The 444-nt window shown below is 46.2% G+C and carries 1 pseudogene; it reads left to right on the forward strand.

Annotated elements, in window-relative coordinates:
• Positions 1-221 (forward strand): annotated as a pseudogene (locus P3H15_RS55205) (coenzyme F420-0:L-glutamate ligase); the annotation flags it as partial.
• Positions 222-444 lie beyond the last annotated feature (223 nt).

Consider the following 444-nt stretch of genomic DNA (forward strand, 5'->3'; position numbering starts at 1 on the left):
CCAGCAAGGTGTTCTCCAAGGTGGAGGGCCGGATCGTGTCCTCGCCGACCGACCCGGAGGAGCGGGACGCGGCCCGCCGGCGGCTGGTAGAGCAGGAAGCGGTCCGGGTCGTCGCGCGCAAGGGCCGGACCCTGATCACCGAGAACCGGCTCGGGATCGTGCAGGCCGCGTCCGGTATCGACGGCTCGAATGTGGAGGGCTCGGAACTGGCTCTGCTGCCGGTCTTGCGAATTTCATATTTATCGAAATTATTTTGGTAGAATTCTACTCCTTTCTATTTTTTATCCATGCTTCATATTTGAGTTTTAGATTAAATCTTTTTGATTTATAATTTTATTATTTTCACAACCATAAACTCATTTTACATAATTATTATCTCATATTGTTCTTATTTTTCAAATTGAAATACATTGTTTTGCTTTAGTATTTATAAAAGTACATTCG

Source organism: Rhodococcus sp. T2V, assembly GCF_029269925.1.
Taxonomy (GTDB): Bacteria; Actinomycetota; Actinomycetes; order Mycobacteriales; family Mycobacteriaceae; genus Rhodococcus_F; species Rhodococcus_F koreensis.